Consider the following 23,610-nt stretch of genomic DNA (forward strand, 5'->3'; position numbering starts at 1 on the left):
AAAACATCCTGAATGAAGAAACCTGCCAGATACCACAATAGATGTGGTCGATTCTGCGAGATTCAAGCGTCGGGACGTTGATGCAGGTCAGGCAAGTCTAGCGTTCGAGCCAGATAAGGGAGGCAAATCGGCCAGTGCGAGGGGCACGGCGATAGGAAAAGAAGCGAGGATCGGTCACGGTGCAGAAACCGCCACCGTAGACAGCCGTGACGCCGCGAGCTGCCAAGCGCAGACGCGCAAGCATATAGATGTCGGCCATGAACTTGCCGGGGTTTTGGCTCGGTACAAAGGCCTCTGCCGCTTGCGGCAACTGCTGCACGAAGGTTTCGCGCACTTCCGGGCCGACTTCAAAGGCTTGCGGACCGATGGCCGGGCCGAGCCAGACCAATACTTCGGCAGGCGGTACCGCCAGACTGTCGAGAGTGGCTTCCAGTACGCCCGCCGCCAGCCCTCGCCAACCGGCATGGGCCGCAGCGACGCGGGTGCCGGCATGGTCACAAAACAGCGCAGGCAGGCAATCGGCGGTCATCGCCGCGCAAGCGACGCCCGGCGTTGATGTCCAACTGGCATCAGCCGTATCCACCCGGCCAGGATCGGCATGGGCCACGACAATGCCGTGGACCTGCTGCAGCCAGGCCGGTTGAATGGAGAAATGCTCGGTAAGGCGACGGCGATTCTCGGCAACAGCTTCAGGGCTGTCGTCGACGTGATCGCCGAGGTTGAGGCTGTCGAACGGCGCCAGACTGACGCCGCCCGCACGGGTGGTGACGCAGGCTTTGACCCCGGCCGGCGCGGGCCAGTCAGGAGTCAGCCAGTCACTCATCCGATGAACGCCTCGCGGTCTTGCTTGAGCAGGGTCAGCAACCAGACGAAATCTTCCGGCAACGGCGACTCCCAGCTCATGCGCTTACCGGTGGTCGGATGATCCAGTTCCAGGAAACGCGCATGCAGCGCCTGACGCGGGAAGTTTTTCAGCGACTCGACCATGGTTGGGTTGGCTGCCGGCGGGATACGGAAACGACCGCCGTAGGCAGGATCTCCGACCAACGGGTAGTTGATGTGCGCCATGTGCACGCGAATCTGGTGTGTACGACCGGTTTCCAGCTTCACCCGCACGTGAGTGTGGGAGCGGAAGCGCTCGAGCACGCGGTAATGGCTGACGGCTTGCTTGCCACCCTCCATCACGGCCATGCGCTGGCGTTGCTGGCCGTGACGACCGATCGGCGCGTTGATCTTGCCACCGGCTGTCACCACACCGATCACGATGCACTCGTAGATCCGGCTGACGCTGCGGCTCTGCAACTGTGTAACCAGCTGCGTCTGCGCTTGAATGGTCTTGGCCACCACCATCAGACCGGTGGTGTCCTTGTCCAGACGATGCACGATACCGGCGCGGGGCACATTGATGATGTCCGGCACGTGGTGCAGCAAGGCGTTGAGCAAGGTGCCGTCGGCGTGACCGGCAGCCGGGTGCACCACCAGGCCCGCAGGCTTGTTGATCACCAGGATATCGTCGTCTTCGTAGACGATGTCCAGGGCAATGTCTTGAGCGACCCATTCGCCCTGAGCTTCCTGCTCGGCAGTCAGCTCAAGGATGGCGCCGCCGTGGACGATGTCTCGCGGGCGGATAACCGCCCCATCCACAGTCAGGCGGCCGTCTTTGATCCAGGCGGAAAGGCGCGAGCGCGAGTGCTCAGCGAATAGTTGTGCGGCGACTTGATCGAGGCGTTGGCCGCCCAATTCGGACGGCACCTCTGCGCGAAGTTCAATTTTATCGGACATGCTCAGACTAGGCGTCGGCACAGCCTTTGGTTTCGGCTGCGCGCTTGTGGTTAAATACGGCGTCTTTTGCCCCGAGGCTATTCAACGGGGCGCTCATCATAACAGGACGGCCACGCCCAAGACAGCGGCCGTCATAGGGACGCAAGCCGCCATGCAAGTGAAACACCTGCTGCTGATCGCCATCCTCGCATTGACCGCTGCTTGCTCATCGAAGGAAGTCGTAGACGAAAACCTCAGTGAAGTCGAGCTGTACCAACAGGCTCAAAATGACCTGGACAACAGTAGCTACACCAGTGCCATCGCCAAGCTGAAGGCTCTGGAATCGCGTTATCCGTTCGGTCGCTATGCCGATCAGGCGCAACTCGAACTCATCTACGCCAACTACAAGAACACCGAGCCAGAAGCGGCCAAGTCCGCTGCGGAACGCTTCATTCGTCTGCACCCACAGCATCCGAACGTCGATTATGCCTACTACCTCAAGGGCCTGACTTCTTTCGACCAGGACGTCGGCCTGCTGGCGCGTTTCCTGCCGCTGGACATGACCAAGCGTGACCCGGGCGCCGCCCGCGACTCCTATAACGAATTCGCCCAGCTGACCAGCCGTTTCCCGAACAGCCGCTACGCACCGGATGCCAAGCAGCGCATGATTTATCTGCGCAACCTGCTGGCAGCCTACGAAATTCACGTGGCCGACTACTACCTGACCCGTCAGGCCTATGTCGCTGCCGCGAACCGCGGTCGTTACGTGGTGGAAAACTTCCAGGAAACCCCTTCGGTCGGCGACGGCCTGGCGGTGATGACCGAGGCCTACCAGCGCCTGCACCTGGACGAACTGGCTGCCACCAGCCTGGAAACCCTGAAGCTCAACTACCCGAACCACCCGACGCTGGTAGACGGTCAGTTCGTACCGACCGTGGCCGAAGCCGACAACCGTTCGTGGCTGAGCAAGACGACCCTGGGCCTGATCGAGTCCCGTCCGCCGCTGCCACCGGGCGAAACCCGCGCCAACCAGGACGTGCAGAGGCAGTTCCAAGACGCCAAGGACGCAATTCCGAGCGAGCTCAAGCCTAAAGACGGCAATGGCGACGCGGTCGAAGAAGAAAATCACGAAGCGCAAGGCAACGACAGCGACCGTTCGTGGTTCAGCTACATGACCTTCGGCGTGTTCGACTGACACCTTAGGTTGTGCAAAAAGGGAGACTTTCGAGTCTCCCTTTTTTATTTCAGCGCTTTATTACACTGTGCGCCTGTCTGGTCCTTGGCTAAACTGCCGCTTCATCAATCAAAAAGCAGCTCACCATGCTTCGTTTATTGTTCTGGATTGCCCTGATTGCCGCTGCAGTATGGTTCTGGCGCAAATTCAAGGGGCAGGCCTCCACCCCCAAGCCCCCTGCCGAACGGGAAGCGGCGCCCATGGTCCGTTGCGCCCATTGCGGCGTTCACCTGCCCCGTGACCGCGCGCTAAGCCTCGACCAGCAATGGTATTGCAGCCAGGCTCATCTCGAGCAAGACAAAGGTTCCAGAGGCCGCTGACACCTCACCCGAAATGGCGGCCGATTGAGAACTATCGCGCGCCCCCAAGGAACTGAAAGGCATCGATCGACGTCTGACGCAGATTATTCAAGATCACTCTCTGCGAATGAACCGGGTAATCGAAAACGTCCTGCACCTGCTGCGCCGCGAGCAAATGCCGCCGCTACGGCTCGATCTGAAATCACTGGAAATACTCGATAATAAGGCCCCAGCCCGCCATATCAAGGGCCCGGGGCTTTATCTGTCCGGCCAGCCGGGCGAAAGCATTCTGTCCCGCCTAGACTTCAAAGCACGCCAGGAAAGCGGCTGCTTTTGCATGACCTATGCTCACGGACGAACCCCACGTTGAACACGAGACCACGACAAAAAGTCTTGATCGTCGATGACGAACCGGACATTCGCGAACTCCTGGAAATCACCCTTGGAAGGATGAAACTGGAGACGTTCAACGCCCGCAACGTCGGCGAAGCGCAATCCCTGCTAAAACGCGAAACCTTCGATCTATGCCTGACCGACATGCAGTTGCCGGATGGAACCGGCCTGGAGTTGGTGCAGCACATCCAGCAACGCCACCCTCAGGTCCAGGTAGCGATGATCACTGCCTATGCCAGTCTCGAAACCGCGATCAATGTGCTCAAGGCCGGGGCATTCGACTTCCTGACCAAACCGGTGGACCTTACGCGCTTGCGTGAACTGGTCACCAGCGCCCTGCTGGTTCCTGCCCGCGGGGTCGGCATCAATCGATGCTTGCTGGGCGACTCATTGCCCATGCGCAACCTGCGCAAACACATCACGAAACTGGCCAGCAGCCATGCAACGGTATACATCAGCGGAGAATCCGGCAGCGGCAAGGAGTTGGTCGCGCGTCTGATCCATGATCAAAGCCCCCGCGCCAATCAACCGTTCATTGCGATCAACTGCGCGGCGATTCCCTCGGAACTGTTGGAGAGCGAGTTTTTCGGCCATCGCAAAGGCAGTTTCAGTGGCGCCATCGAAGACAAACCCGGCCTGTTCCAGACAGCTCACGGCGGCACCCTGCTCCTCGACGAAGTGGCTGACCTGCCGCTGACAATGCAAGTCAAACTGCTGCGCGCGATTCAGGAAAAAGCCGTACGCAGCGTCGGCGGGCAGCAGGAAGTGGCAGTGGATGTGCGCATTCTCTGCGCCACGCACAAGGACCTTGGCACCGAAGTTGCCGCTGGACGATTTCGTCATGATCTTTACTACCGTTTGAACGTGATCGAACTCCCGGTGCCGCCCTTGCGCGAGCGTCGTGATGACATCGAAACGCTAGCCAGCCACATACTCAAGCGCCTGGCCGCCGATACCGGTCAACCTGCCGCGAGACTCCACCCCAAAGCCCTCGATGCGCTGAAAAGCTATCGCTTCCCGGGCAATGTGCGGGAACTGGAAAACATGCTCGAACGGGCGCACACCTTGTGTGAGAACAATCAGATCGAAGCCGGCGACCTGCGCCTGGCTGAAGGCAACTGTGGGGCAGAGGGTGGCGTGCCGGACCTGACCCGGATCGACAATCTGGAAGCCTACCTGGAAAACGTCGAACGCCAACTGCTGCTCCAGGCCCTGGAGGAAACCCGCTGGAACCGCACGGCGGCAGCTCAGCGGTTGAACCTGTCATTCAGGTCGATGCGTTACAGGCTCAAGAAGTTGGGATTGGATTGAGGCTGCGATTTTTTGTGCTTGCTTCAAAGTCTTCCGGCAGGCGCATAAGGCGCAGGATCGATAATCGGCGCCCGGCCCAGCATCACATCGGCAAACAGCTGGCATGACGCCGGCGCCAGCACCAGCCCGTTACGGTAATGCCCGCAGTTAAGCCAGAGCCCGTCAAACCCCGGCACCGGGCCGATATAAGGAATGCCCTCGGGTGATCCCGGGCGCAATCCGGCCCAATGCCCCACCACTTTGGCATCGGCCAGCGCCGGGATCAACTCCACTGCGGACGCCTTCAGGCTTTCCAGTGCCGACCCGGTCGGCGTCTTGTCAAAGCCTTCATGCTCCAGCGTACTACCGATCAATATGTGCCCGTCGCGCCGGGGAATCGCATAACGGCCCTTGGCCAGAACCATACTCGGCAGGAAATCCGCCGCACACTTGTAGAGAATCATCTGCCCTTTCACCGGCTCGACCGGCAGCGTCAGATCAAGAAGCTTGAGCAAATCACCGCTCCAGGCCCCCGCCGTCAGGACAACTTGATCGCCCAGGACAGTACCTGTGGAGGTGTGCACGCCGACCACTTTGTTGCCGTCACGAACAAACCCGCTGACTTCGCACTGCTCATGGATCGTCACGTTCGGCAGCGCCAGCAACGCGGCCTTGAGTGACTTCACCAAACGCGGATTGCGCACGTTGGCGACGTCGGCCATGTAGATCGCCCGGGAAAAGCCACTACCCAGCACCGGCACGGCGTCGTGTGCTGCCGAAATATCCACCGCGCTAAGCGGGCGATTTTCCCGGGCGGCCCATGCCAGGGCTTCAGCCTCGTCATCCAGATCCAGCCAGTAAAGACCAGTGGTGTGCACTTCAGGATCAACGCCAGTGGCGGCAAACAAGCGCTCGCCCAGCTGTGGATAAAAGTCCTGGGACCAGTGAGCCAACGCGGTGACCGCCGGGCTGTAGCGCCACGGGTAAAGCGGCGAAACGATGCCGCCACCGGCCCAGGACGATTCCTGGCCGACGTTCGAGCGATCCAGCAGCACAACGCTTTGCACTTCGGAGGCGAGATTGAAGGCCGTCAGCAAACCAATCACCCCACCGCCGACAATCACCACTTGCTGTTGCCTGGTCATGTTCTGATCCCATCGTTAAATAGACAGAGGGTGCAAAAGGCACCGGAAAAAGTAACTCAGCGCCCCCAGCAGTCTTTGCTGGTCAGGCCGGATTTCGCGTTGACCATTCCGAGCACACCGGTGTTGGTGATGGTCAGATCACCGCACTTGTCGGTGGCCATGCTCGAGTCAGCCTTGCGCACCGCCGTCAGCAGAAAGGCCTGGTCGGTCAGGGTCGGTGTGATGCTGTAGTAATCATTGCCGGCACTAAGGCCCGTCGCATCGGTGTAGGCATTTTTCTGCGAGTAGAAGCGCTCCAAGAGCTGCGCCTGCTCCGAGAGCAGACCGGCTACTTCTGCGCGACGGCCCTTGTTCAGGTATTCGGTGAAACTCGGGGCAGCAATGGTCATGACAATACCGATGATCGCAATCACGATCATGATTTCGATCAGGGTAAACCCGCGGTTGGAACTACGCATGCCTCAATTCTCACTCACTGTATTTGTCGCCACATGATGCGACGGCTGCCGCCGGATTTTTCCATCCCCGCAGTACCGTCACCTGTGGAATCGTTCACGACCCCGCCATTGTCGCTGGCGTCCTGGGTCGAATGCTCTCCGATAAAGATCACGCCATCGGATAGCGTGTCGCTGTTGTCGACCACTCCATCGGTGTTGCTGTCGAGCATCTTAACGCTGATCGCATCGGGCAGCTTCAGGCAGACGGCCTTCAGCCCCTGATTGCTGTGATAAAAACCGTACCAGTTGCCATTGGCCAGGCAGGTTGGCCGGTTCAGCGCTGGCGAATCCGCTGATGTGGCAGCGTGCGCCGACATCGACAGGTCAAGCGCGACGACGACAGCGAACAGTTGTGACCATAACCTGACAGGTCGCTCAGTACTTCGCATAGATGCTCTCCACCACACTGCGCGAATGACCCGCGATGCCCACTGCCGTGACCCGATACAACGTTGCCGGGGTATTGATTGGCACATTCACCGCATTTCGGCTGACACCGATGTTTTGCACGCCATAAAAGCCCTTGCCCGATGCAATCCAGGTCACTCCGGAAGTGGCGTTGAAACCGGCAGCGATAATAGTTGAAGACTCGGACGGTGGTGCACATTGAACGATGCCGCTGCAAACAGGTAGTGCATAACTGTCCCGTTGCACTGCACTCTCTCCCACCCGCAATGCTGCTTCGGCACTCTGAAACGACTGGTTGCGCAAGGCGACGCTACCGGCCATTTTTTCCTGCAGGGTGGCACTCTGCATCGATGAAAGACCAATCAGCGTGAGTAAGAGCAAGAACACCAGACTGACCAGCAGTGCCATGCCGCGTTGGGTGTAATACATCATGGGAGAACGATTCATTGGCGCTCCCTCATGGCAAGCGGTTGCGCAGAGCGGCAACCACGTTGAAGGTTTGATCGCTCACCCGGTGGTTCGGATCGAAGAGGGTCAGGCTCAGGCGAACGCTACGAATCAGCGCAGGGTCCGGCGGGCTGCTGCTGTAGCGTGAAGCAGCCAGATCAGTGGCAGTGCTGGCCAAGCCAAAGCTCACGTCAAAAGCGCTTACATTGCTCACCAATACCTGTGGTTTTGCAGACCCACTCCTCATAAGCAGTTGGTTGTTGCTGAAGCTGTAAGTCAGTTGCCGTATCGGAAAGACCAGTTGCCCTGCCACTGGAGGCGGACCGTCGCTGTAGGCCGTCGAATTGTTTCGACAATCGGAAAGCACGGTCCAGTCCGGTTTGCTGCCATTGCCGCCGACATCCGCCGTAACCAGCGTCAACTTGCGGCCGCCGTTTTCCCAACGGATCGGCGTTAGCTGATTGGCATGGAAATCACCTTTCTTACTTGAATCGGTGATCGTTTCCAGACAACCGAACATCCCGACCATGCGGACTTCCTGAATCATTTTGCTCAACACGAAACGTGCGTCCTCCTGCATGTTCGCGGCCGCGTTCTGGCTGAGATAAGTGTTCTTGGCCGCGATGAAAACCTGCACCACGCCCAGCACCACGATCAGGCTCAATGCCAGGGCGATCAGCAACTCGACCAGGCTAAAACCTCTGCTGCGGCGACTCACGGGATCACCACCGGATCAATGGCCGCGCGACTGCTCAGGACGAAGCTGCGCCGCGAATCGGCAGCCTTCGCAGCCCGTGAGTCGTCCCAGGTAATCGTGATGGTGTACACCTGCTGATTGACGCTGACACTGCCCGTCGCGGATGCACCGAGTGAACTGACAATGTTGGTGTTGAAGTCAAACAGGTCCTGATCCCGGGTAACGTCCGGGTTGCCCGAAGCCGGCGGCTCAATGGTGTAGTCCGCAGCGGCGTTGGCGCGAATGCGGTCCATCAGGTCGTAGGCGATAAAGCTGGCCTGGCTGGTCATGCGCGCGCTGTCCGTGTACTTCAGCGCATTGAGCTGAAACGCCGCCGCCCCCAGCAGGCCCACTCCCAGAATGACTAATGCCACCAGGACTTCGACCAGCGTCATACCTTCCTGCGTACGTTTGCTCCGTGCCCTCATCCGCAACTTCCACCCAATAGAATTCGTCCGTTCAAACACACCGTCAGCGTCCTGCTTTGTGCTCCTCGCCCATAGCTGATCAGCACCTCTGTGGACGGTGATGACAATCCGCCCATGCTGTTGAAATCGATGGCAGTGACGCCAGAGGTTAGCGCCAGAGTTGCGCCGCTGCTCATCGCCGGAACAACCCGTAATACATTGGCCAAAGCGCCAGTACCGTCGTAAATCGCCAGTTCCCCACTCCAGACATCCCCACCCGCCGTCGGGCGCACCCGTGTGGTATTGCCCCGATCGATGGCTTCGAGCCGGGCAAAATTCAAAGCTCGCTGCAGGTCCGCGATTTCGGTATCAGCCCTGGTTGTTTGCGCCGAGCGGGTAAACGCCGGGACGGCCATAGTCAGCAGAATCAGAAGGATCGCGAGCGCGACCAGCAACTCGATCAGCGTGAAACCTTTTGTAGGATGATCCATCGGGGCCTTCTGTTTCCTTCGGCTATACCTGCTCTTGCGCGGCACAACATTCGAGCGATGCGGTGCGTTTGCGTTGTCACTTCTCGCGCAGGGATTGCGCGAGCCACAGCACGCCACGGAGGGAGATGTCATGCGGCAACAAGGCTTCAGCCTGATCGAACTGCTCATGGGACTGGCAATTACAGGAATTGTTCTGCATCTGGTCAGCCCGACGTTCGCAACGCTGGTCGAGTCGAGCCGAAGAGAGCAAGCGGCACAGGCTCTTTTCAGTGGTATTCGCACCGCCCGGACCGAAGCCATCGTCCGCAACCAGGCCGTGGTGATTCACGGCATCAATGGCGACTGGAGCCAAGGCTGGCGGATCATTCTGGATATCAGCGGCAAGGGGGATATGGACAGCGACAATCCACTGTTGGCCGAACGCCAGAGCGGCGCACGAGTGTCGATTGTGGGGAACGGTCCGGTCGAAAGCTCAATACGATTCAGAGGCCAGGGCGAGCCACTGTTTGGAGGGACATTACACATTTGCGCAGTTCGCGAACCGATAAGCCGACATCAAGTAGTGTTGGCACGGACCGGTCGCGTAAGCCTGCGCAACGACAAGGCTGAACAGGCGTTATGCGAAGAAAGGAATAAATTCAGAGTAACGAGCGAACGCGCAGTTCTTTAGGCATCGAGAACGTGATGTTCTCCTCGCGACCGGCCAGTTCATCGGCACCGGTGGCACCCCAGGCCTGCAACTGCTGGATCACACCGCGCACCAGGACTTCCGGGGCGGATGCGCCAGCGGTGATGCCGATACGCTCGACGCCGTCAAACCAGCTTTTTTGCAGGTCTTCGGCACCGTCGATCAGGTAGGCCGGAGTGGACATGCGTTCTGCCAATTCGCGCAAGCGATTGGAGTTGGAGCTGTTCGGGCTGCCGACCACCAGCACCACGTCGCACTCGTCGGCCAGTTGCTTGACCGCGTCCTGACGGTTTTGCGTGGCGTAGCAAATGTCGTCCTTGCGCGGTCCACCAATGGCCGGAAAACGCGAACGCAGAGCGTCGATAACGCGGCTGGTATCGTCCATCGACAAGGTGGTCTGGGTCACGAAGGCGAGCGCTTCAGGGTTGTTCACCTGCAACGCCGCGACATCTTTCTCGTCTTCGACCAGGTAGATCGCGCCACCACTGCTGGCATCGTACTGGCCCATGGTGCCTTCGACTTCCGGGTGACCGGCGTGGCCGATGAGAATGCACTCTCGGCCGTCACGGCTGTAGCGCGCCACCTCAATGTGGACTTTGGTCACCAGCGGGCACGTGGCGTCGAACACTTTCAGCCCACGGCCAGCCGCTTCGCTGCGCACGGCCTGGGAAACGCCGTGGGCACTGAAGATCACGATGACGTCGTCCGGCACCTGATCCAGCTCTTCGACGAAAATCGCACCACGGGAGCGCAGGTCTTCGACGACAAATTTGTTGTGGACCACTTCGTGGCGCACGTAGATCGGCGGCCCGAAGACTTCCAGGGCGCGATTGACGATTTCGATCGCCCGGTCCACACCGGCGCAGAAGCCACGGGGGTTGGCGAGTTTGATTTGCATGCTGTGCCTCGTGTCTTGCGCGCAAGAAATATCGAAAACAGAGAAAAACTAGTGTGGGAGCGGGCTTGCTCGCGAAGGCGTCATCACATCCAACATTCTTGCTGACTGACACACCACTTTCGCGAGCAAGCCCGCTCCCACATTTTGACCGTGCTCGGTCAGTTACAGCGCTTTGACGGAAATGATTTCCACGTCAAAGGTCAACGTCTTGCCCGCCAGCGGGTGGTTGAAGTCGATGGTCACTTGCGCGTCATCGAACTCTTTCACCACGCCCGGCAATTCAGTATTGGCCGCATCGTTGAAGATCACCAGCAAGCCAGGCGACAGCTCCATGTCCTGGAACTGGGAGCGCGGGATGATCTGCACGTTTTGCGGGTTCGGCTGGCCGAAAGCGTTTTCCGGCTCGATGCTCAGCGTACGCTTGTCACCGGCCTTGAAACCGAACAGCGCCGCTTCGAAACCTGGCAACAGGTTGCCGTCACCGACCTTGAAGGTCGCCGGGGCCTTGTCGAAGGTGCTGTCCACCGTGTCGCCGTTCTCCAGACGCAATGCGAAATGCAAGGTGACTTCCGTGTTCTGGCCGATGCGTTGCTCAGCCAATACCTGTTCAGTCATGAACGGTTTCTCCGGTCTTTTTACTTTTGAACATATCCAGTGCCAGCATGACAGCACCTACAGTGATTGCACTGTCGGCAAAGTTGAACGCCGGGAAATACCAGCGGTTCTGCCAATGCACCAGAATGAAATCGATCACATGGCCAAGGGCAATGCGGTCATACAGATTGCCCAGCGCACCGCCGAGCACCAGTGCCAGCGCAACCGCCAGCCAGGTCTCGTTGCGCCCCAGACGCTTGAGCCACACCACCAGCACCGCACTGACCACGACAGCGATCAACGCGAACAGCCAGCGCTGCCAGCCGGAGCTGTCAGCCAGGAAGCTGAACGCCGCGCCAGTGTTGTAGGCCAGGGTCCAGCTGAAGTAATCGGGGATGATTACGATCTGCTGGTACATCTGGAGCTTGCCTTCGAAGTAGAACTTGCTGGCCTGGTCGATGACCAGGACCAGCAAACTCAACCAGAGCCAGCTCAGCCGTCCAAAACGGCCAACGGCATTAGGCATAGTGACGGACCTCGCCGGCGCCGCTGATGTTGTCGACGCAACGACCGCAGATTTCCGGATGCTCCGGGTTCACGCCGACGTCTTCACGGCAGTGCCAGCAACGGGCGCACTTGGCGTGGCTCGACCTGACGATCTTCAGCTTCAGGCCGCTGACTTCGGTGACCACGGCATCGGCCGGTGCCTGCACCAATGGTGCAACACTGGCGGTCGAAGTGATCAGTACGAAGCGCAGTTCGTTGCTCAGCTTGGCCAGGTCGGCGGTCAGCGCGTCTTCGGCGAACAGCGTCACTTCGGCTTGCAGGTTGCCACCGACAGCCTTGGCTGCACGCTGGATTTCCATTTCCTTGTTGACCGCGACCTTGACCGCCATGATCCGGTCCCAGTAAGCGCGATCCAGCTCGAAGCCTGCCGGCAATTCGCTCAGGCCTTCGTACCAGGTGTTGAGCATGACGGACTCGTTACGCTCACCCGGCAGGTACTGCCACAGTTCGTCGGCGGTGAACGCCAGGATCGGCGCGATCCAGCGCACCAACGCCTCGGAGATGTGGAACAGCGCAGTCTGGCACGAACGGCGGGCCTTGCTGTCGGCGCCAGTGGTGTACTGACGGTCCTTGATGATGTCGAGATAGAAGCCGCCCAACTCCTGCACGCAGAAGTTGTGGATCTTCGAGTACACGTTCCAGAAGCGGTATTCGCCGTAGTGCTCTTGCAGCTCGCGTTGCAGCAGCAGGGTACGGTCTACGGCCCAACGGTCCAGAGCCAGCATTTCTTCGGCCGGCAGCAGGTCGGTGGCCGGGTTGAAGCCGGTCAGGTTCGAAAGCAGGAAACGCGCGGTGTTACGGATACGCCGGTAGGCGTCCGCGCTGCGTTGCAGGATCTGCTCGGAAACCGCCATTTCGCCCGAATAGTCGGTCGAAGCAACCCACAGACGCATGATGTCGGCGCCCAGGGTGTCGTTGACTTTCTGTGGTGCGATCACGTTGCCCAAAGACTTGGACATCTTGCGGCCGGACTCGTCGACAGTGAAGCCGTGAGTCAGCAGTTCGCGATACGGTGCGTGGTTGTCGATGGCGCAACCGGTCAGCAGCGACGAGTGGAACCAGCCACGGTGTTGGTCCGAGCCTTCCAGGTACAGGTCGGCGCGCGGGCCGGTTTCGTGGCCCATCGGGTGCGAACCGCGCAGGACGTGCCAGTGCGTGGTACCCGAGTCGAACCAGACGTCCAGGGTGTCGCTGATCTTGTCGTATTGCGGCGCTTCATCGCCCAGCAGCTCGGCGGCGTCCAGCTTGAACCAGGCCTCAATGCCTTCTACTTCAACGCGCTTGGCAACGATTTCCATCAGCTCGACGGTACGTGGGTGCAGCTCACCGCTTTCCTTGTTCAGGAAGAACGGGATCGGCACGCCCCAGTTGCGCTGACGGGAAATGCACCAGTCCGGACGATTGGCGATCATCGAGTGCAGGCGCGCCTGCCCCCAGGCCGGAACGAACTGGGTCTCTTCGATGGCTTTGAGCGAGCGCTGGCGCAGGGTGTCGCCGGTTACCGGCTGCTTGTCCATGCCGATGAACCACTGCGCGGTGGCGCGGTAGATCAGCGGGGTCTTGTGGCGCCAGCAGTGCATGTAGCTGTGTTCAATGATGGTGGTGTGCAGCAGCGCACCGACTTCGCTCAGCTTGTCGACGATGGCCGGGTTGGCCTTCCAGATGAACTGGCCGCCGAAGAACTCCAGCGAGGTCGCGTACACGCCGTTGCTTTGGACCGGATTGAGGATGTCGTCGTTGACCATGCCGTACTTCTTGCAGGTCACGAAGTCGTCCACGCCGTAGGCCGGAGCGGAGTGAACCACGCCAGTGCCGGCGCCCAGTTCAACGTAGTCGGCCAGGTAAACCGGCGACAGACGGTCGTAGAACGGGTGACGGAAGTTGATCAGTTCCAGCGCTTTACCGGTGGTGGTCGCAATGACCGAACCTTCCAGCGAGTAGCGTGCCAGGCACGACTCGACCAGCTCTTCAGCCAACACCAGCAGCTTGTCGCCGACGTCGACCAGGGCGTAGTTGAATTCCGGGTGAACGTTCAGCGCCTGGTTGGCCGGGATGGTCCACGGGGTAGTGGTCCAGATCACGATCGAGGCAGGCTTGGCCAGCGATGGCAGACCGAAGACGGCAGCCAGTTTGGCTTCATCGGCAATCGGGAAAGCCACGTCGATGGTCGAGGACTTCTTGTTCTCGTACTCGACTTCCGCCTCGGCCAGGGCCGAACCACAGTCGAAGCACCAGTTAACAGGCTTCAAGCCCTTGAACACGAAACCGCCCTTGACGATTTCGGCCAAGGCACGGATTTCACCGGCCTCGTTCTTGAAGTCCATGGTTTTGTACGGATTGGCGAAGTCGCCCAGCACGCCGAGGCGAATGAACTCGGACTTCTGCCCTTCGATCTGCTCGGTGGCGTAGGCCCGGCACAGTTCGCGGGTCTTGTCCGCGCCCAGGTTCTTGCCGTGGGTCACTTCGACTTTGTGCTCGATCGGCAGGCCGTGGCAGTCCCAACCCGGGACATAAGGCGCGTCGAAGCCCGACAGGGTCTTCGAGCGGATGATCATGTCCTTGAGAATCTTGTTCAGCGCATGACCGATGTGAATCGAGCCGTTGGCGTACGGAGGGCCGTCGTGCAATACGAACTTCGGACGATCCTTGCCAATCTCGCGCAACTTTCCGTACAGGCCAATGCTGTCCCAGCGCTGCAGAATCTGCGGTTCGCGCTGAGGCAGGCCGGCCTTCATTGGGAAGGCGGTGTCCGGAAGGTTTAGCGTGGCTTTATAGTCGGTCATTTAAGGCTCTTCATTAGCGATGGGCGCTAGGTGCGGCTAGTGCACGGGCGGCGGCGACATCCGCGTTGATCGCCGTTTTCAACGCCTCCAGAGAGGCGAAACGCTGCTCTTCACGCAGCTTGTGGTGGAAAACCACCGTTAAACGCCGGTCATACAGATCGCCGGCAAAATCTAAAAGATGCACTTCCAGGTGGGCTTTGCCATCACCTTGAACCGTGGGCCGCACGCCAATGTTGGCGACGCCGGGCCAGGTCTTGCCGTCGATATCGACATCCACCAGGTAAACTCCGGTGAACGGCACGCGACGACGCTTGAGTTGTATGTTGGCGGTGCGCGTCCCCAACTGCCGGGCGAGCTTCTGGCCATGCAGTACCCGACCGGCAATCCGGTACGGCCGCCCGAGCAGGCGTTCGGCCAGGGCGAAATCCGCGGCAGCCAGGGCGTTGCGGACCTGTGTGCTGCTGACCCGGATGCCATCCAGCTCGACGGTTTGCGCCGCTTCGACGGTAAAACCCTGAACGATGCCGGCCTGTTGCAGGAAATCGAAATCTCCCGCGCGATCACAGCCGAAACGGAAGTCGTCCCCGACCTCCAGGTGCTGGACGCCAAGGCCATCCACCAGAATGGTATCGACGAACTCGCTGGCGCTGAGTTTGCTCAGGCGCTGGTTGAACGCCAGGCACAGAACACGGTCGACGCCTTCGGCGGCCAACAATTGCAGCTTGTCCCGCAGGCGGGCCAGACGGGCCGGCGCGGTGTCCGGAGCGAAGAACTCGCGCGGCTGCGGCTCGAAAATCACCACGCAACTGGGCACGCCCAACTCGAGCGCACGCTCACGCAGCCGCGCCAGGATAGCCTGGTGGCCGCGGTGTACACCGTCAAAGTTGCCAATAGTGGCGACACAGCCCCGATGCTGGGGGCGCAGATTGTGGAGGCCTCGAACCAGCTGCATAACGCGCTTCTTGCTCATAAAGTGGTCGATTATAACCACACCCGGCGGCCGACGACAGGCAACACCGTAACCCAAAGTGATCGAGCCGACAAAACCGCCGGCTCGCCCGTGTTTATCGAGGCCTGAACCTCAGCCCAGCGTCTTGCGATTGAAGTCGCGCAAACGGAAGCCCATCAACACTAACATGCCGAAATAAGCCACCACACCCGCCGCCACCAACGCCCCCAGACGCAAGAAGCGTTCGAGCATATGCCCCTGATCCCAGGCCGGCATGAAGTGCATCGTACCCAACAGTACAGCGGACATCACTGCCACCGCGACCAGCAACTTGAAAGTGAACTTCGCCCAGCCCGGCTGCGGCTGGTACATCTGCTGCTTGCGCAGTTGATAGAACAGCAACCCGGCATTGAGACAGGCGCCGGCACTGATCGCCAAGGCCAGGCCCGCGTGAGCGAGGGGGCCGATCAGCATCAAGTTGAACAACTGGGTGAGCACCAGGGTGAAAATCGCAATTTTTACCGGTGTACGGATGTTTTGTTGCGCATAAAAGCCAGGGGCCAGCACTTTGACCACAATAATTCCGAGCAACCCGACCGAGTAGGCGATCAGGGCACGCTGGGTCATCGATGCATCAAACGCATTGAACTGGCCGTACTGGAACAAAGAAACCGTCAGCGGCTCAGCCAGAATCCCCAATGCCAGGGAGCAAGGCAGCACCAATACGAAGCACAGGCGCAGGCCCCAGTCGAGGATGCGCGAATACTCGTGACGATCCTTGTTGGCGTAGGTCTTAGCCAGGGTCGGCAGCAGAATCGTCCCCAGGGCCACGCCCAACACGCCGGACGGCAGTTCCATCAAACGGTCGGCGTAATACATCCACGACACGGAACCGGCAACCAGGAACGAAGCGAAGATGGTGTTGATGATCAGCGAAATCTGGCTCACCGAGACACCGAGGATGGCTGGCAGCATTTGCTTCATTACGCGCCAGACGCCGGTGTCGCGCAGGTTCAGGCGCGGCAGTACCAGCATGCCGATCTTTTTCAGGTGCGGCAGCTGATAGAGCAATTGCGCCAGGCCGCCGACCAGCACCGCCCAGCCGAGCGCCATTACGGGCGGATCGAAGTACGGCGTCAAAAACACCGAAAAGATGATCATGCTGACGTTCAGCAGGGTCGGCACGAAGGCTGGCACCGAAAAGCGGTTCCAGGTGTTGAGGATCGCACCGGCCAACGACGACAGGGAAATCAGCAGGATGTAGGGAAAGGTCACCCGCAGCAGGCTGGATGTCAGTTCGAATTTTTCCGGCGTGTCAGTGAACCCCGGCGCGGTCACCCAGATGACCCACGGCGCGGCGATCATGCCCAACACCGTGACCAATGCCAGCACCAGCGTCAGCAGGCCCGAGACGTAGGCGATGAAGGTACGCGTCGCCTCTTCACCCTTCTGGCTTTTATATTCGGCAAGAATCGGCACGAACGCCTGGGAAAACGCCCCTTCGGCAAATATCCGCCGCAGCAGATTGGGCAGTTTGAAGGCGATAAAGAAGGCGTCGGTCGCCATTCCCGCGCCAAATGCCCGCGCGATGAGGGTGTCCCGAACAAATCCCAAAATCCGGGAAAGCATCGTGATAGAGCTGACGGCGGCCAACGATTTGAGCAGATTCATGGAAAGAGTTTGTGCCTGTCGATAAACAGCAGGCGAACTACGCGCCTACTTGTGCGATACTCCGCGCCGCAACAGCACAGAGCCAAAGCTCGCGAGTTTACAGGTCACACGCCGGAAAGAAATATCCCGTCGCACCACGCCTACCACTTAGCGGAACGTTTCAAGTGCCCTTGACAAGACTTCAACTCATCGGCATGATTCGCGGCCTATTTTGTTTGCTATTTCCTAAAAAGTCTTTCGAGGAGCTCGACGGTGGCCAACTCACCTTCCGCCAAAAAACGTGCAAAACAGGCTGAGAAGCGTCGCAGCCACAACGCCAGCCTGCGTTCCATGGTTCGTACCTACATCAAGAATGTAGTTAAGGCCATCGACGCAAAAGACGCTGCCAAAGCTCAAGCCGCTTACGTTCTGGCTGTGCCAGTTATCGACCGTATGGCCGATAAAGGCATCATCCACAAGAACAAGGCCGCTCGTCATAAGAGCCGCCTGAATGGCCACGTCAAGGCCTTGAACGTTGCCGCTGCTGCCTAAGCGACTCGTTCATTAAAAAACCGACCTCAGGGTCGGTTTTTTATTGCCTGCGATTCAGTGATTTCGACGCAAAAAAATGTGGGAGCGAGCCTGCTCGCGATGACGGATTAACATTCAGCACTTGTGCTGGCTGGATATCCGCTATCGCGAGCAGGCTCACTCCCACAGTTTGATTTGCGTGAAATTACTGAGCGTGCGCCCACGGCAAAATCGGAATCGCCGTTACCGCATTCTGCGGGCTACCCTCGATCAGGCGATCGCTATACACCAGATACACCAGTGTATTGCGCTTCTTGTCGAGGAAGCGCACCACCTGCATGGTCTTGAACACCAGGGACGTGCGCTCCTTGAACACCTCGTCGCCATCCTTGAGCTCACCCCTGAAGCTGATCGGCCCGACCTGCCGGCAAGCGATAGACGCTTCGGCACGATCCTCAGCCAAACCAAGACCACCCTTCACCCCACCGGTCTTGGCGCGCGACAGATAGCAAGTCACACCATCGACCTTGGGATCATCAAAGGCCTCGACCACGATCCGGTCATTCGGCCCGACAAACTTGAACACCGTCGACACCTGACCAATCTCTTCGGCCGAAGCCAGCAGCGGCATCGCCAGCAATAGCCCCAACAATCCTTTTGCCACACGCATTCAGGTATTCCCTCAGACCAGGATCAGGTTATCGCGGTGAACCAGCTCCGGCTCCGCCATGTAACCCAACAGACCGACAATCGCCTCAGACGACTGACCGATGATTTTTTGCGCTTCCAGCGCACTGTAGTTGGCCAGGCCACGGGCAATCTCACGACCGTCCGGCGCCACGCAGACCACCATCTCACCGCGACGGAAGCTGCCCTGCACCAATTTGACCCCGACCGGTAGCAAGCTCTTGTTGCCTTGGGACAACGCGATCACCGCACCAGCATCCAGCACCAGAGTGCCACGGGTTTGCAGATGACCGGCCAGCCACTGCTTGCGTGCCGCCAGCATGCCGCGCTCCGGCGATAGCAAGGTGCCGATGCGCTCGCCCGCCTTGAGGCGATCCAGCACACGCTCGATGCGCCCACCAACGATGATGGTATGAGCACCGGAACGGGCCGCCAGACGCGCAGCACGCAATTTGGTCTGCATGCCACCACGCCCCAGCGCACCGCCCGTGCCGCCCGCCACCGCGTCGAGCGCCGGATCATCGGCACGCGCCTCGTAAATCAGCTGGGCATCCGGATTGTTGCGCGGATCGGCATCGAACATGCCGTCGCGATCCGTCAGGATCACCAGCAAATCCGCCTCGACCAGGTTCGCCACCAGCGCTGCCAGGGTGTCGTTGTCGCCAAAACGGATTTCGTCGGTGACCACGGTGTCATTCTCGTTGATCACCGGAATGACTTTCAGCTCGACCAGTGCGCGCAAGGTGCTGCGGGCGTTCAGGTAGCGCTTGCGATCGGACAAGTCGTCGTGAGTCAGGAGAATCTGCGCGGTATGCCGGCCATGCTCGGCAAAGCTCGACTCCCAGGCCTGCACCAACCCCATCTGGCCGATTGCGGCGGCAGCTTGAAGCTCGTGCATCGCACTGGGTCGCGAGGTCCAGCCCAAACGGCTCATGCCGGCCGCCACCGCCCCGGAGGACACCAGCACCAACTCGACACCCGCCTCATGCAAGGCCACCATCTGCTCAACCCAGACACCCATTGCCGCGCGATCCAGGCCTTTGCCGTCCGCCGTCAGCAAAGCGCTGCCGATCTTCACGACCCAACGCTGCGCACCTGTCACCTTGCTCCGCATCATCTTCAACCCTAGCTTGAGGGCAGCGCGACCTAGCACTGCCCGTGACGTTATTCGTGGTTATTCGTGACCAACAATCGATTTCCAGATACCAAAACGCCGCTCGATTGAGCGGCGCTTAAGTTTATCGCAACGAATCAGTCACGCACGTAAATGATTTCCGGACCGTCTTCGTCATCCACATCTTCTTCATCCCAATCATCGTCGCCGATGTCGTGGACCGACTTCACGCCGCTGCGACGCAGTGCACGCTTGTCATCCAGCGCCTGCAGTTGCGCGCGAGCTTCGTCTTCGATGCGCTGATCGAGATCAGCCAGCTCTTCCTTGTAAGCCGGGTCATTGGCCAGGCGATCAGCACGATCTTCCATGTAACGCATGATGTCGTGGCACAGACGCTCGGTACCGAGCTTGGAGATGGCCGAGATCACGTAGACCGGACCAGTCCATTCCAGGCGATCAACGACTTCCTTGACGCGAGCATCGTGCTCCTCATCAAGGATCTGGTCGCACTTGTTCAGGACCAGCCAGCGATCACGCTCCGCCAGGGACGGGCTGAACTTGATCAGCTCGTTGACGATCACTTCAGCGGCATCCGGTGCGCTGGCGTCATCCAGCGGCGCCATGTCCACAAGGTGCAGCAGCAGACGCGTACGCGCCAAGTGCTTGAGGAAGCGAATGCCCAGACCAGCACCTTCGGAAGCGCCTTCGATCAGCCCCGGAATATCGGCAATGACGAAGCTCTTCCAGCGATCGACGCTGACCACACCCAGGTTCGGCACCAGCGTGGTGAACGGGTAGTCGGCAACTTTCGGCTTGGCAGCCGAAACCGAACGGATAAAGGTACTTTTACCGGCGTTCGGCAAGCCCAGCAGACCGACGTCAGCCAGTACTTTCATTTCCAGCTTCAGGTCGCGCTGCTCACCCGGCTTGCCCGGAGTGGTCTGGCGCGGCGCACGGTTGGTACTGGATTTGAAACGGGTGTTGCCCAGACCGTGCCAGCCGCCCTGCACTACCATCAATTTCTGACCGGCCTTGGTCAGGTCGCCGATGACTTCCTGAGTCGCGGAGTCGATCACCGTGGTGCCGACCGGAACGCGCAGGATCAGGTCTTCACCCTTCTTGCCGGTGCAGTCGGTGCTGCCGCCGTTGGAGCCACGCTCGGCATCGAAGTGCCGGGTGTAACGGTAGTCCACCAGGGTATTGAGGTTTTCGTCGGCCATCATGTAGATGGAACCGCCGTCACCGCCATCACCGCCGTTCGGGCCACCGTTCTCGATAAATTTTTCCCGACGGAAACTCATGGCGCCATTGCCGCCGTCACCAGCCTTTACTCGAATCGATACTTCATCAACAAACTTCATAACAAACGCCTCTCGCCATACGGACGAGCCGAAAAACAATCAAGACATAAGACTCTTGCAAAAATGAGCGCAGCGACCCCAAACCACGACACCTACATCGTACGCCGACAGCCCATACAAACAGCTTTGCAAGAGACTCACCCCACAAACGAAAAAGCCCCGTCGCGAGACAGGGCTTTTCCAGCGATCGCGCAATTAAGCTGCGACTACGCTCACGTAACGACGACCGAAGGCGCCTTTTACTTCGAACTTGATCACGCCTTCGACTTTAGCGAAGAGGGTGTGATCTTTACCCATGCCAACGCCGTAGCCAGCGTGGAATTGGGTGCCGCGCTGACGCACGATGATGTTGCCTGCTTTGATAGCCTGGCCGCCATACATCTTCACGCCAAGGCGTTTGGCTTCTGAGTCGCGACCGTTACGGGTACTACCACCAGCTTTTTTGTGTGCCATGAGTTCAATTCTCCTAGTGAGGAATTAGGCTGTAATTAAGCCTGAATACCGGTGATTTTGATCTCGGTGTACCACTGGCGGTGGCCCATACGCTTCATGTGGTGCTTACGGCGACGGAACTTGATGATGCGGACTTTATCGTGACGACCTTGGGAGATCACTTCAGCCACAACGGTAGCGCCAGCAACAACTGGAGCGCCGATATTCACGTCGTCACCGTTGGCAACCAACAGAACGCGATCAAAGGTAACGGATTCGCCGGTAGCGATTTCCAGTTTTTCGATCTTCAGGTATTCACCTGGGGCGACTTTGTACTGCTTGCCGCCAGTAACGATTACTGCATAAGACATGGTATTTCTCCGATAATCCTGCTCACCCAGCTCTTTATAAGAAGAGGTATTGGCTGGCATGGCTGCATGGGGCTGGAGGCCCGCTTGCAATTGCGTAAGGCAGGTGCTGCCCAGGAAGTTCAGGGTGCGCGATTGTACGCAAGCCACGAGCGCCTTGCAAGGGGCCGTCCATCGCGCCTTGACAGGCCCGGACGTGGGTCCTAGCATGCCGCGCAACCCTTCTGGAGCGACTGTCGCTGATGCAACCCCAAGCTTTCTACCGCGCGGTGGCGGACGATTTTAGCGCCGTCGACGGCATCATCAAGAAGCAGCTGACTTCGCGCGTGCCGCTTGTATCGAAAATCGGCGATTACATCACCTCGGCCGGCGGCAAACGCCTGCGTCCTTTATTGGTGCTGCTGTGTGGCAAGGCCCTGGGTCGCGAAGGCGATGACCTGCGCCTGCTGGCCGCGACCATCGAGTTCCTGCACACCGCTACCCTGCTGCATGACGATGTGGTCGACATGTCCGGCATGCGCCGTGGCCGCTCGACCGCCAACGCCATGTGGGGCAACGCGCCAAGCGTGCTGGTCGGTGACTTCCTGTATTCGCGCTCGTTCGAAATGATGGTCGAGCTGGGCTCGATGCCGGTGATGAAGATCCTGTCGCAGGCCACGCGCATCATCGCTGAAGGCGAAGTGTTGCAGCTGTCGAAGGTTCGTGACGCCAGCACCACTGAAGAAACCTACATGGAAGTCATCCGCGGCAAGACCGCGATGCTCTTCGAAGCCTCGACCCACAGCGCCGCCGCCCTGTGCGAAGCCTCGCAAGAACAGGCCGAAGCCCTGCGTACATTCGGTGATCACCTGGGCGTTGCCTTCCAGCTTGTCGACGACCTGCTCGATTACAAAGGCGACGCCGAAACCCTGGGCAAGAACGTCGGTGACGATCTGGCCGAAGGCAAGCCGACCCTGCCGCTGATCTACACCATGCGCGAAGGCACGCCGGAACAGGCCGCCCTGGTGCGCAAGGCGATCCAGAAAGGCGGAATCGAAGACCTGGAAAGCATCCGCGAAGCCGTGGAAGCCTCGGGCTCGCTGGAGTACACCGCGCAACTGGCCCGCGATTATGTGGCCCGCGCGATCAAGTGCCTCGAAACGCTGCCTGCTAGCGAGTACCGCGATGCACTGGTTGAACTGAGTGAGTTCGCGGTCGCGCGTACGCACTAAAAGAACCTGTGGCGAGGGGGCAACCCCCCCTCGCCACAGGTTCGCTCCCTCAGGTTTTCCTGCGTTATACCCTCTCCCGCCTAAAACCCTATACAATGTGCGCTTTTTAGCGATCCTGAATCCAAGGAGCCTTAGTGAGCACGTTGCCACCCTGCCCAAAATGCAATTCCGAATACACCTATGAAGACGGCGCCCAGCTGATCTGCCCTGAGTGCGCCCACGAATGGTCCGCGAGCGGTGAAGCCGAAGCTGTGTCCGATGACGCAGTGAAGAAGGATTCGGTCGGCAACGTCCTGCAGGACGGCGACACCATCACCGTGATCAAGGACCTCAAGGTCAAGGGTACGTCTTTGGTGGTCAAGGTCGGCACCAAGGTCAAGAACATCCGCCTGTGCGATGGCGATCACGACATCGATTGCAAGATCGACGGCATCGGCCCGATGAAACTCAAGTCCGAGTTCGTCAGAAAAGTCTGAACCGGCTGTTGTCCATCCCGCGCCCGGCGTGGGATGGCGCCTCACCCTCCCCCGTTTCGCCCATTAAATCCTCGCAATAGCCAAACGCCAGTCGCTTTGACCTGACGCAATCTTTACCCGGGAAAAAACGCAAACCGCCAATAGGCCCTTGCTATTTAATGAATAAGAATTATTCTCATCAATCCTTCAATGG

The 23,610-nt window shown here is 59.4% G+C and carries 27 protein-coding genes and 1 pseudogene; 8 read left to right on the forward strand and 20 right to left on the reverse strand.

The features are described from left to right. Positions 1 to 97 precede the first annotated feature (97 nt). Both pgeF and rluD read right to left on the reverse strand, forming a co-directional pair. Entirely contained in the window at positions 98 to 823 is a 726-nt protein-coding gene (gene pgeF, locus KGA85_RS11755; protein WP_223454823.1) for a peptidoglycan editing factor PgeF, read from the reverse strand. Then, the gene (rluD, locus tag KGA85_RS11760; RefSeq protein ID WP_007990414.1) at positions 820 to 1,782 is read right to left on the reverse strand and encodes a 23S rRNA pseudouridine(1911/1915/1917) synthase RluD; all 963 of its coding nucleotides are present in this window, start codon (positions 1,780 to 1,782) and stop codon (positions 820 to 822) included. Before rluD ends, pgeF begins: the two co-directional genes overlap by 4 nt. 151 nt (positions 1,783 to 1,933) lie before the next feature. Between rluD and KGA85_RS11765 the strand changes: the two genes are divergently transcribed. The 4 genes and pseudogenes from KGA85_RS11765 to KGA85_RS11780 all read left to right on the forward strand — a co-directional run bounded on the left by KGA85_RS11765 (position 1,934) and on the right by KGA85_RS11780 (position 4,998). Beyond that, positions 1,934 to 2,956, forward strand: a complete 1,023-nt coding sequence (locus KGA85_RS11765) for an outer membrane protein assembly factor BamD (protein WP_223454821.1) — start codon at positions 1,934 to 1,936, stop codon at positions 2,954 to 2,956. Positions 2,957 to 3,081: 125 nt separating this feature from the next. Next, positions 3,082 to 3,315, forward strand: coding sequence for a PP0621 family protein (locus tag KGA85_RS11770; protein ID WP_223454819.1), 234 nt, complete (start codon positions 3,082 to 3,084; stop codon positions 3,313 to 3,315). 28 nt (positions 3,316 to 3,343) lie between these two features. Further along, a pseudogene (locus tag KGA85_RS11775) lies at positions 3,344 to 3,664 on the forward strand (hypothetical protein); the annotation flags it as partial. Beyond that, on the forward strand, positions 3,661 to 4,998 hold the full coding sequence (locus KGA85_RS11780; protein WP_223543123.1) for a sigma-54-dependent transcriptional regulator: 1,338 nt from the start codon (positions 3,661 to 3,663) through the stop codon (positions 4,996 to 4,998). The pseudogene KGA85_RS11775 and the gene KGA85_RS11780, both read left to right, overlap by 4 nt. A 23-nt stretch (positions 4,999 to 5,021) precedes the next feature. Here KGA85_RS11780 and thiO read toward each other — a convergent pair whose 3' ends face one another. From thiO to KGA85_RS11815, 7 genes are read right to left on the reverse strand one after another with little or no spacing between them, the layout of a single operon-like run. Next, positions 5,022 to 6,122, reverse strand: coding sequence for a glycine oxidase ThiO (thiO, locus tag KGA85_RS11785; RefSeq protein WP_223454815.1), 1,101 nt, complete (start codon positions 6,120 to 6,122; stop codon positions 5,022 to 5,024). A gap of 56 nt (positions 6,123 to 6,178) precedes the next feature. After that, positions 6,179 to 6,580 carry a type IV pilin protein gene (locus KGA85_RS11790; protein ID WP_223454814.1) on the reverse strand — a complete coding sequence of 134 codons (402 nt, stop codon included), beginning with the start codon at positions 6,578 to 6,580 and terminating at the stop codon, positions 6,179 to 6,181. A 14-nt stretch (positions 6,581 to 6,594) separates the two neighbouring features. Continuing rightward, entirely contained in the window at positions 6,595 to 6,936 is a 342-nt protein-coding gene (locus KGA85_RS11795; RefSeq protein WP_223454812.1) for a hypothetical protein, read from the reverse strand. A gap of 58 nt (positions 6,937 to 6,994) precedes the next feature. Then, positions 6,995 to 7,474 (reverse strand): PilX N-terminal domain-containing pilus assembly protein, encoded by a 480-nt coding sequence (locus KGA85_RS11800; protein ID WP_223454810.1) that lies wholly within the window; start codon positions 7,472 to 7,474, stop codon positions 6,995 to 6,997. Between the two features lie 10 nt (positions 7,475 to 7,484). After that, on the reverse strand, positions 7,485 to 8,192 hold the full coding sequence (locus KGA85_RS11805) for a PilW family protein (RefSeq protein WP_223454808.1): 708 nt from the start codon (positions 8,190 to 8,192) through the stop codon (positions 7,485 to 7,487). After that, positions 8,189 to 8,638 carry a type IV pilus modification protein PilV gene (pilV, locus tag KGA85_RS11810; RefSeq protein WP_223454806.1) on the reverse strand — a complete coding sequence of 150 codons (450 nt, stop codon included), beginning with the start codon at positions 8,636 to 8,638 and terminating at the stop codon, positions 8,189 to 8,191. The genes KGA85_RS11805 and pilV overlap by 4 nt, the downstream gene beginning before the upstream one ends. Further along, complete coding sequence (locus KGA85_RS11815; protein ID WP_223454804.1) at positions 8,635 to 9,108, reverse strand: GspH/FimT family protein; 474 nt, start codon at positions 9,106 to 9,108, stop codon at positions 8,635 to 8,637. Before KGA85_RS11815 ends, pilV begins: the two co-directional genes overlap by 4 nt. A gap of 130 nt (positions 9,109 to 9,238) precedes the next feature. On the opposite strand from KGA85_RS11815, the gene KGA85_RS11820 reads away from it, so the two are divergent. Continuing rightward, entirely contained in the window at positions 9,239 to 9,778 is a 540-nt protein-coding gene (locus KGA85_RS11820; protein ID WP_223532953.1) for a GspH/FimT family pseudopilin, read from the forward strand. Here the strand turns inward: KGA85_RS11820 and ispH are convergent. From ispH to murJ, 6 genes are all read right to left on the reverse strand, one after another. Beyond that, the gene (ispH, locus tag KGA85_RS11825; RefSeq protein WP_223454801.1) at positions 9,747 to 10,694 is read right to left on the reverse strand and encodes a 4-hydroxy-3-methylbut-2-enyl diphosphate reductase; all 948 of its coding nucleotides are present in this window, start codon (positions 10,692 to 10,694) and stop codon (positions 9,747 to 9,749) included. The two genes, KGA85_RS11820 and ispH, sit on opposite strands and share 32 nt — an antisense overlap. A gap of 162 nt (positions 10,695 to 10,856) precedes the next feature. Continuing rightward, the gene (gene fkpB / locus KGA85_RS11830) at positions 10,857 to 11,294 is read right to left on the reverse strand and encodes an FKBP-type peptidyl-prolyl cis-trans isomerase (protein WP_172435403.1); all 438 of its coding nucleotides are present in this window, start codon (positions 11,292 to 11,294) and stop codon (positions 10,857 to 10,859) included. Between the two features lie 7 nt (positions 11,295 to 11,301). Beyond that, positions 11,302 to 11,814: a signal peptidase II gene (gene lspA / locus KGA85_RS11835; RefSeq protein WP_007970932.1), complete on the reverse strand. Its 513-nt coding sequence runs from the start codon at positions 11,812 to 11,814 to the stop codon at positions 11,302 to 11,304. After that, a complete protein-coding gene (gene ileS / locus KGA85_RS11840) occupies positions 11,807 to 14,638 on the reverse strand; it encodes an isoleucine--tRNA ligase (RefSeq protein WP_223543124.1) in 2,832 nt (943 codons plus the stop codon). Before ileS ends, lspA begins: the two co-directional genes overlap by 8 nt. A gap of 13 nt (positions 14,639 to 14,651) precedes the next feature. After that, complete coding sequence (ribF, locus tag KGA85_RS11845) at positions 14,652 to 15,590, reverse strand: bifunctional riboflavin kinase/FAD synthetase (RefSeq protein ID WP_046041774.1); 939 nt, start codon at positions 15,588 to 15,590, stop codon at positions 14,652 to 14,654. 129 nt (positions 15,591 to 15,719) lie between these two features. Continuing rightward, positions 15,720 to 17,258, reverse strand: coding sequence for a murein biosynthesis integral membrane protein MurJ (gene murJ / locus KGA85_RS11850; RefSeq protein ID WP_223454797.1), 1,539 nt, complete (start codon positions 17,256 to 17,258; stop codon positions 15,720 to 15,722). Between the two features lie 252 nt (positions 17,259 to 17,510). Here murJ and rpsT point away from each other — a divergent pair, with 252 nt between their 5' ends. Continuing rightward, positions 17,511 to 17,789: a 30S ribosomal protein S20 gene (gene rpsT, locus KGA85_RS11855; protein ID WP_007970922.1), complete on the forward strand. Its 279-nt coding sequence runs from the start codon at positions 17,511 to 17,513 to the stop codon at positions 17,787 to 17,789. Between the two features lie 184 nt (positions 17,790 to 17,973). Here rpsT and KGA85_RS11860 read toward each other — a convergent pair whose 3' ends face one another. From KGA85_RS11860 to rplU, 5 genes are all read right to left on the reverse strand, one after another. Beyond that, entirely contained in the window at positions 17,974 to 18,438 is a 465-nt protein-coding gene (locus KGA85_RS11860) for a CreA family protein (protein ID WP_090451491.1), read from the reverse strand. Positions 18,439 to 18,450: 12 nt separating this feature from the next. Continuing rightward, positions 18,451 to 19,569: a glutamate 5-kinase gene (proB, locus tag KGA85_RS11865; protein WP_150727089.1), complete on the reverse strand. Its 1,119-nt coding sequence runs from the start codon at positions 19,567 to 19,569 to the stop codon at positions 18,451 to 18,453. A gap of 137 nt (positions 19,570 to 19,706) precedes the next feature. After that, a complete protein-coding gene (gene cgtA, locus KGA85_RS11870; RefSeq protein ID WP_223454795.1) occupies positions 19,707 to 20,930 on the reverse strand; it encodes an Obg family GTPase CgtA in 1,224 nt (407 codons plus the stop codon). Positions 20,931 to 21,125: 195 nt separating this feature from the next. Continuing rightward, a complete protein-coding gene (gene rpmA / locus KGA85_RS11875; protein ID WP_003281574.1) occupies positions 21,126 to 21,383 on the reverse strand; it encodes a 50S ribosomal protein L27 in 258 nt (85 codons plus the stop codon). Between the two features lie 35 nt (positions 21,384 to 21,418). Then, positions 21,419 to 21,733: a 50S ribosomal protein L21 gene (rplU, locus tag KGA85_RS11880; RefSeq protein ID WP_003176051.1), complete on the reverse strand. Its 315-nt coding sequence runs from the start codon at positions 21,731 to 21,733 to the stop codon at positions 21,419 to 21,421. Between the two features lie 239 nt (positions 21,734 to 21,972). Between rplU and KGA85_RS11885 the strand changes: the two genes are divergently transcribed. Then, positions 21,973 to 22,941: a polyprenyl synthetase family protein gene (locus tag KGA85_RS11885; RefSeq protein ID WP_223454794.1), complete on the forward strand. Its 969-nt coding sequence runs from the start codon at positions 21,973 to 21,975 to the stop codon at positions 22,939 to 22,941. A gap of 134 nt (positions 22,942 to 23,075) precedes the next feature. Next, on the forward strand, positions 23,076 to 23,417 hold the full coding sequence (locus KGA85_RS11890; protein WP_020798653.1) for a zinc ribbon domain-containing protein YjdM: 342 nt from the start codon (positions 23,076 to 23,078) through the stop codon (positions 23,415 to 23,417). Positions 23,418 to 23,610: the final 193 nt, after the last annotated feature.

It is taken from the genome of Pseudomonas sp. GL-B-12, assembly GCF_019955895.1.
GTDB lineage: Bacteria > Pseudomonadota > Gammaproteobacteria > Pseudomonadales > Pseudomonadaceae > Aquipseudomonas.

Coding starts and splice junctions, on each gene's coding strand:
- pgeF (WP_223454823.1), bottom strand. CDS start 823: ATGAGTGACTGGCTGACTCCTGACTGGCCCGCGCCGGCCGGGGTCAAA.
- rluD (WP_007990414.1), bottom strand. CDS start 1,782: ATGTCCGATAAAATTGAACTTCGCGCAGAGGTGCCGTCCGAATTGGGC.
- KGA85_RS11765 (WP_223454821.1), top strand. CDS start 1,934: ATGCAAGTGAAACACCTGCTGCTGATCGCCATCCTCGCATTGACCGCT.
- KGA85_RS11770 (WP_223454819.1), top strand. CDS start 3,082: ATGCTTCGTTTATTGTTCTGGATTGCCCTGATTGCCGCTGCAGTATGG.
- thiO (WP_223454815.1), bottom strand. CDS start 6,122: ATGACCAGGCAACAGCAAGTGGTGATTGTCGGCGGTGGGGTGATTGGT.
- KGA85_RS11790 (WP_223454814.1), bottom strand. CDS start 6,580: ATGCGTAGTTCCAACCGCGGGTTTACCCTGATCGAAATCATGATCGTG.
- KGA85_RS11795 (WP_223454812.1), bottom strand. CDS start 6,936: ATGTCGGCGCACGCTGCCACATCAGCGGATTCGCCAGCGCTGAACCGG.
- KGA85_RS11800 (WP_223454810.1), bottom strand. CDS start 7,474: ATGAATCGTTCTCCCATGATGTATTACACCCAACGCGGCATGGCACTG.
- pilV (WP_223454806.1), bottom strand. CDS start 8,638: ATGAGGGCACGGAGCAAACGTACGCAGGAAGGTATGACGCTGGTCGAA.
- KGA85_RS11815 (WP_223454804.1), bottom strand. CDS start 9,108: ATGGATCATCCTACAAAAGGTTTCACGCTGATCGAGTTGCTGGTCGCG.
- KGA85_RS11820 (WP_223532953.1), top strand. CDS start 9,239: ATGCGGCAACAAGGCTTCAGCCTGATCGAACTGCTCATGGGACTGGCA.
- ispH (WP_223454801.1), bottom strand. CDS start 10,694: ATGCAAATCAAACTCGCCAACCCCCGTGGCTTCTGCGCCGGTGTGGAC.
- lspA (WP_007970932.1), bottom strand. CDS start 11,814: ATGCCTAATGCCGTTGGCCGTTTTGGACGGCTGAGCTGGCTCTGGTTG.
- ileS (WP_223543124.1), bottom strand. CDS start 14,638: ATGACCGACTATAAAGCCACGCTAAACCTTCCGGACACCGCCTTCCCA.
- ribF (WP_046041774.1), bottom strand. CDS start 15,590: ATGCAGCTGGTTCGAGGCCTCCACAATCTGCGCCCCCAGCATCGGGGC.
- murJ (WP_223454797.1), bottom strand. CDS start 17,258: ATGAATCTGCTCAAATCGTTGGCCGCCGTCAGCTCTATCACGATGCTT.
- KGA85_RS11860 (WP_090451491.1), bottom strand. CDS start 18,438: ATGCGTGTGGCAAAAGGATTGTTGGGGCTATTGCTGGCGATGCCGCTG.
- proB (WP_150727089.1), bottom strand. CDS start 19,569: ATGCGGAGCAAGGTGACAGGTGCGCAGCGTTGGGTCGTGAAGATCGGC.
- cgtA (WP_223454795.1), bottom strand. CDS start 20,930: ATGAAGTTTGTTGATGAAGTATCGATTCGAGTAAAGGCTGGTGACGGC.
- rpmA (WP_003281574.1), bottom strand. CDS start 21,383: ATGGCACACAAAAAAGCTGGTGGTAGTACCCGTAACGGTCGCGACTCA.
- rplU (WP_003176051.1), bottom strand. CDS start 21,733: ATGTCTTATGCAGTAATCGTTACTGGCGGCAAGCAGTACAAAGTCGCC.
- KGA85_RS11885 (WP_223454794.1), top strand. CDS start 21,973: ATGCAACCCCAAGCTTTCTACCGCGCGGTGGCGGACGATTTTAGCGCC.